This is a genomic window from Olivibacter jilunii (assembly GCF_900607235.1).
In the GTDB taxonomy this organism is placed as follows: Bacteria; Bacteroidota; Bacteroidia; order Sphingobacteriales; family Sphingobacteriaceae; genus Olivibacter; species Olivibacter oleidegradans.
Map to the genome: position 1 here is coordinate 1 of NZ_LR027866.1, position 5,351 is coordinate 5,351.

The 5,351-nt window shown below is 46.8% G+C and carries 2 protein-coding genes; both read left to right on the forward strand.

Going from position 1 to position 5,351, the window contains the following annotated elements; translation table 11 throughout:
* The first annotated feature begins 386 nt into the window (after positions 1-386).
* Positions 387-3,635, forward strand: coding sequence for a glycosyl hydrolase (locus E0E36_RS27605; protein WP_130858597.1), 3,249 nt, complete (start codon positions 387-389; stop codon positions 3,633-3,635).
* Positions 3,636-3,658: 23 nt separating this feature from the next.
* On the forward strand, positions 3,659-5,351 hold a 1,693-nt coding region (locus E0E36_RS27610; protein WP_165447099.1), incomplete at its 3' end, for a family 78 glycoside hydrolase catalytic domain.

Consider the following 5,351-nt stretch of genomic DNA (forward strand, 5'->3'; position numbering starts at 1 on the left):
GTGTGGTAAAGAACAGAACGCCATATTCAAGAGATTATATATGTCTGGATCCGAGAGAAAAAAATGTAAACAGCTCCGAAAAAAATGTGGCCTGAAAACTTGCAATTTAATAGAGTATATGAGTGATAAATGATCAACGGTGGGACAGTTGCTGCCTAAAGCTTGCCGCTTATGGCTTAAGGCCTATAGTTATAGCCGCTAAGGCCTCGAGCTAGGGAAATAAGCTGATGGCTGAAAGCTGATATCCGAAAGCCTATAGCCTACTGCCTAAAGCTTACCGCTTATAGTTTACAGCTAATAGCTCCTATCAGGATAGAACAGGATGAAGAAATACATAATAAAAGCTATATTGGCTAAGAAATTACCGATTATTACCTAATCAAAATATGAATTATTGGCGTTTCCTATTTTTTCGAACAATTATCTTACTATGGACGTGTTTTCTGTGCTGGAAATGCGCCCCCGATGATACCGATCAATCATTTGCTGCTTTAGAAGAAGCTTTTCAACAACCGCCCGACTCCATCCAAACAAGCGTCTATTGGTATTGGATTTCGGATCATATTTCCAAAGAAGGGGTTGTTAAAGATTTAGAAGCGATGAAAGCTGTTGGTATTAATCGCGCATTTATCGGCAATATCGGTTTAGAAGATGTGCCTTACGGAAAGGTCAAACTTTTTTCGGATGAGTGGTGGGAAATTACGCATGCAGCTTTAAAAAGAGCGGGTGAGCTAGGCATCGAAATCGGTTTATTCAACAGTCCCGGCTGGAGCCAATCGGGCGGGCCTTGGGTTAAACCCGCCCAAGCGATGCGCTACTTAGGGGCAACGGAAACGTTGGTGAGGGGCGGCAAGCAAGTTGCCGTTAAACTGCCGCAGCTGGGTGAAAACTTTCAAGATGTGCGCGTCCTCGCATTTCCCGCAAGTGCAGAATACGGACAATCAATTGCGGATGCTAGTCCTGAGATTTTGGCACAACCTAGCTTAAAGAACCTCCCCTTACTGATCGATCAGGACACACAGACCCATGTGAAGCTGCCTGCCGGCTTAGCAACAGCAATTACCTTTACGACGGATAAGGATTATAGTGCCAGAAGCCTAACCATTACGCCTGCGGCGCAAGCGATGATGCTTCATGTCCGCTTGCAAGTTGCGGTCGATACCGGTTACCGGGAAATCAAATCATTTAAGATCGATCGTAGCAATAGCCAGCTCAATGTCGGTTTCGAACCGTACGCTCCTGTATCGGTATCTTTTGCAGCTGTTCGCGCCAAGAAGTTTCGCCTAGTCTTTACGGAAGTTTCGGAAAATGCCGCCTTGGCCGAAATAATACTGAGTCCTTTACCGCGTGTAGCGCGCTTTAAGGAGAAAGTTTTGGCGAAGATGCATCCGACTCCGCTTCCTTATTGGCATGATTATCTGTGGGAGACACAAGCTCCTGTCGACGATGCGGTACAGTTGACAAAGCCAACCACTGTGTTGGATATTACGGATAAAATGGACGCTGACGGTGCCTTGATTTGGAATGCACCGAAGGGCGACTGGATTGTTTTACGAACCGGCATGGTACCAACAGGTGTCAAGAACGGCCCTGCTTCACCGGAAGGAACCGGATTAGAGATCGATAAAATGAATCACCTCCATGTCGTTCAGCATTTTGATGCTTTCCTGGGCGAAGTTATGCGACGGATTCCGCCAGCCGATCGGAAAACGTTCAAGGTGGCTGTTCAGGATAGCTATGAAATGGGCGGTCAAAATTGGACAGACAATTTCATAGAAAAGTTTAAAAAGCAATACGGTTATGATCCTGTACCCTATATCCCCGTAATGTATGGCTATGTTATCGGCAGTCAGGATGAATCCGATCGCTTTTTGTGGGATTTGAGACGATTTATTGCCGATAAGGTAGCCTATGAGTATGTGGGCGGATTGCGTGATATCAGCCATAAACACGGACTAAGCATTTGGTTGGAGAACTACGGGCACTGGGGCTTTCCCGGTGAGTTTCTACAATATGGCGGACAATCGGATGAGGTGGGTGGTGAGTTTTGGAGCGAGGGTGATCTGGGGAATATCGAAAACAGGGCAGCTTCTTCCGCGGCACACATCTATGGGAAAAATAAGGTGTCGGCCGAATCCTTCACGGCTGCGGGAAACACCTATGGTCGATATCCTGCATTGATGAAACAACGGGGTGATCGCTTCTTTACTGAAGGGATCAATAATTCCTTACTGCATGTTTATATTCATCAAGCCTATGAAGATAAAAAGCCGGGAATGAACGCTTGGTTCGGAAACGAGTTTAACCGTTTTAATACATGGTATGCGGATATGGATTTATTTGTCGATTACCTGAAACGCTGCAATTTTATGTTGCAGCAGGGGAAATACGTGGCCGATGTGGCTTATTTTATCGGCGAAGACGCGCCTAAGATGACGGGGGTGCAGGATCCTGCCTTGCCAAAGGGTTATTCCTTTGATTATATCAATGGCGAGGTCATTCGGGATCGACTGAAGGTGAAGGATGGGCGCTTTGTTTTACCTGATGGGCTGTCTTATCGTATATTGGTGCTACCGAAGTTGGAAACCATGCGTCCGGAGCTGCTCGAAAAAATGGAAGAACTGGTGAGGGATGGTGGTGTGATATTAGGGCCGAAACCAAAGCGATCGCCCAGTTTGCAGCATTTTGGGGAAGCGGACAAGAAGGTAAAGGACTTGGCTGACAAACTGTGGGGAAATATCGATGCTAAACAAATAAAAACGCATGCTTATGGAAAGGGCTTGGTAATGGATGGTATGGACCTGCAAGCGGCATTGGATAGCTTGCAAATATTACCGGATGTTAAATTAGCGGATCGGGACACGGCCTTATTTATTCATCGCCGATTGGATGGAGGCGACATCTATTTTGTATCGAACCAAACGGATCAAGCGATCCGTATAACACCTGAATTTCGTGTTAGCGACAAGGTTCCGGCGTTATGGAATGCGATCGATGGTAGCCGACGGGAATTGCCGGAATTTAGTCAAACTGAACAGACTACAACCGTACCGCTGTTGCTCGAAGCCTATGAGAGTGCCTTTATTGTATTCCGGAAGGCCAACAAGCTCGATGAGAAGAAAAATCGGTTGAACTTTCCGTCTCCTACAAAAACGGAGATCATCCGGCAACCATGGACGGTGATATTCGATCAAACAGCCCAGGGGCCGGATAAACCGGTAGTCTTTGATAGCTTGAGCGATTGGTCGAAGCATTCGGATGAGCGAATACGCTATTACTCGGGAGCTGCGAACTATCAAACGACCATTCAACTGCAGAAACCTAAGGAAGGGCAACGGGTATACCTTAATATGGGGTCCGTTATTGCCTTAGCAAAAGTCCAGATAAACGGTAAAGATGCAGGTGGTGCTTGGACTCCACCTTATAAAATAGACATCACATCTGCTGTCCAAGAAGGGAAAAATCAGCTAGAGATCAAAGTTGTCAATACTTGGGTAAACCGGCTGATTGGTGATCTGGGTATCCCACAAGATAAGCGTACCACCTGGCTGCCGATCAATCCTTATCGAAGGGATAGTCCGCTACATCCGGCGGGCTTGCTCGGGCCCGTGACGATTGAGACCTATGCGTATTGAAGTTGATAGAAAAAAATACTCCCATGAAGAAGAAAATCCTCCTTTCACTAGTGTTCTACTGCCTGGCAGTACCCATTTCCTTTGCGCAAAAAGCAAGTATCATACCTGTCAATCTCCGGTTTGAATACTTAGAAAACCCGATGGGGATAGATGAACAATTTCCACGCTTTAGTTGGACTTTGGAAGCGAGGGATAAAAAGGCTTTTGGACAAAAGCAGGGAGCGTATCGGATCTTGGTCGCCTCGAAAGCAAGTCTGCTGGATAGGGGGGAGGCAGATATGTGGGACTCCAAATGGGTCAATTCAGACGCGATGCAGCAGGTTGTCTACCAAGGAAAGCCCTTACTGTCGGACCGAACCTATTATTGGAAAGTTGCCGTAAAGGATGAAGACGGGAAGCCGTCGCCTTGGAGCAAGTCGGCGCAATGGACTACCGGCTTGTTTGAACCAGGTGAATGGCAGGCGGAATGGATTGGCACGGATCAGCTTTTCGATCCCAAACAGAAGGACTGCAATATTATTGATCCTTGGTTACGTAAAACATTTGAGTTACCGCGACGTCCGGGCCGCGCATCACTTTTTGTCGCCTCCGTTGGCTTCCATGAAGTGTATGTGAATGGTAAACGGATAGGCGAGGATGTGCTGGCTCCGGCAGTAAGCGACCATACCAAGCGTGCACGTTACGTAAGCTACGATATTACACCTGCTCTAAAGAAAGGAAAAAATGTGGTTGCAATTTGGTTAGGAACGTCTTGGTCCATCCACGGTCCTTACGTTTCAGACCATCGGCCCAACACCCCTATCGTGCTGGCGCAGGCTGCCATTTATGCAGAGAAGGAACCGCAGGCTGATGCGAAGCCCATATTTTCACTAGCTACCGATGCTAGTTGGAAAACCCATCCAAGCCCTAATAAATTGCTCGGTATTTGGGATTCCAATCGAATGGGCGGTGAATTATGGAATGCCAATCAGGAAATGCCGGAATGGAACCGGCTTGATGGTGGCGATTCGGCTTGGAAAAATGTGGTGGTTTATAAACCGGAGTTGAAATTGTCGGCACAGCAGGTAGAAAAAAATTACCTGTTCGACGAAATTCGGCCGATTAGTATAGAAGAAAGGGCGGACGGTTCGTTTCGCGTAGATATGGGTGTTAATTTTGCGGGCTGGACCGAAGTACCAATAAAGGGAAATCCGGGAGATACTATTCAATTTCTCTATTCGGAAAGAGAACAAGACGACATGACCTTCGGTTTACATAGCGCCTATATCATAGGTGCAACGGGTAAGGGCGTTTTTCGGAATCGGTTCAACTATAGTTCGGGTCGGTGGATTACTATTAAAGGTTTAAAGGAAAAACCAAAACTATCAGCTATTCACGGCTGGGTGGTGCGCACCGGTATTCAATCCGCAACGCAATTTGCGTGCTCCGATTCGTTGCAACAATGGATTTATGATAAGGTGCGGTGGACTTTTGAAAACCTTTCGTTGGGTGGATATATTGTCGATTGTCCGCAACGGGAGCGCCTCGGTTATGGGGGGGATGCTCATGCAACCTGCGAAACGGGTATGCTTAATTATCATATGGGTGCTTTTTACACCAAATGGATGGAAGATTGGCGTGATGTAAGTGGAACGGAGAGCATCGTCGGTAATATGTATGATAGCACCTTTGCCCGTAAGAAACTGATGGGTGGCCGAATCCTTAACAATGGTATCC

What these genes read in the sequence shown, in the direction of transcription:
- E0E36_RS27605 (WP_130858597.1), top strand. Translation starts at nt 387, where the DNA reads ATGAATTATTGGCGTTTCCTATTTTTTCGAACAATTATCTTACTATGG.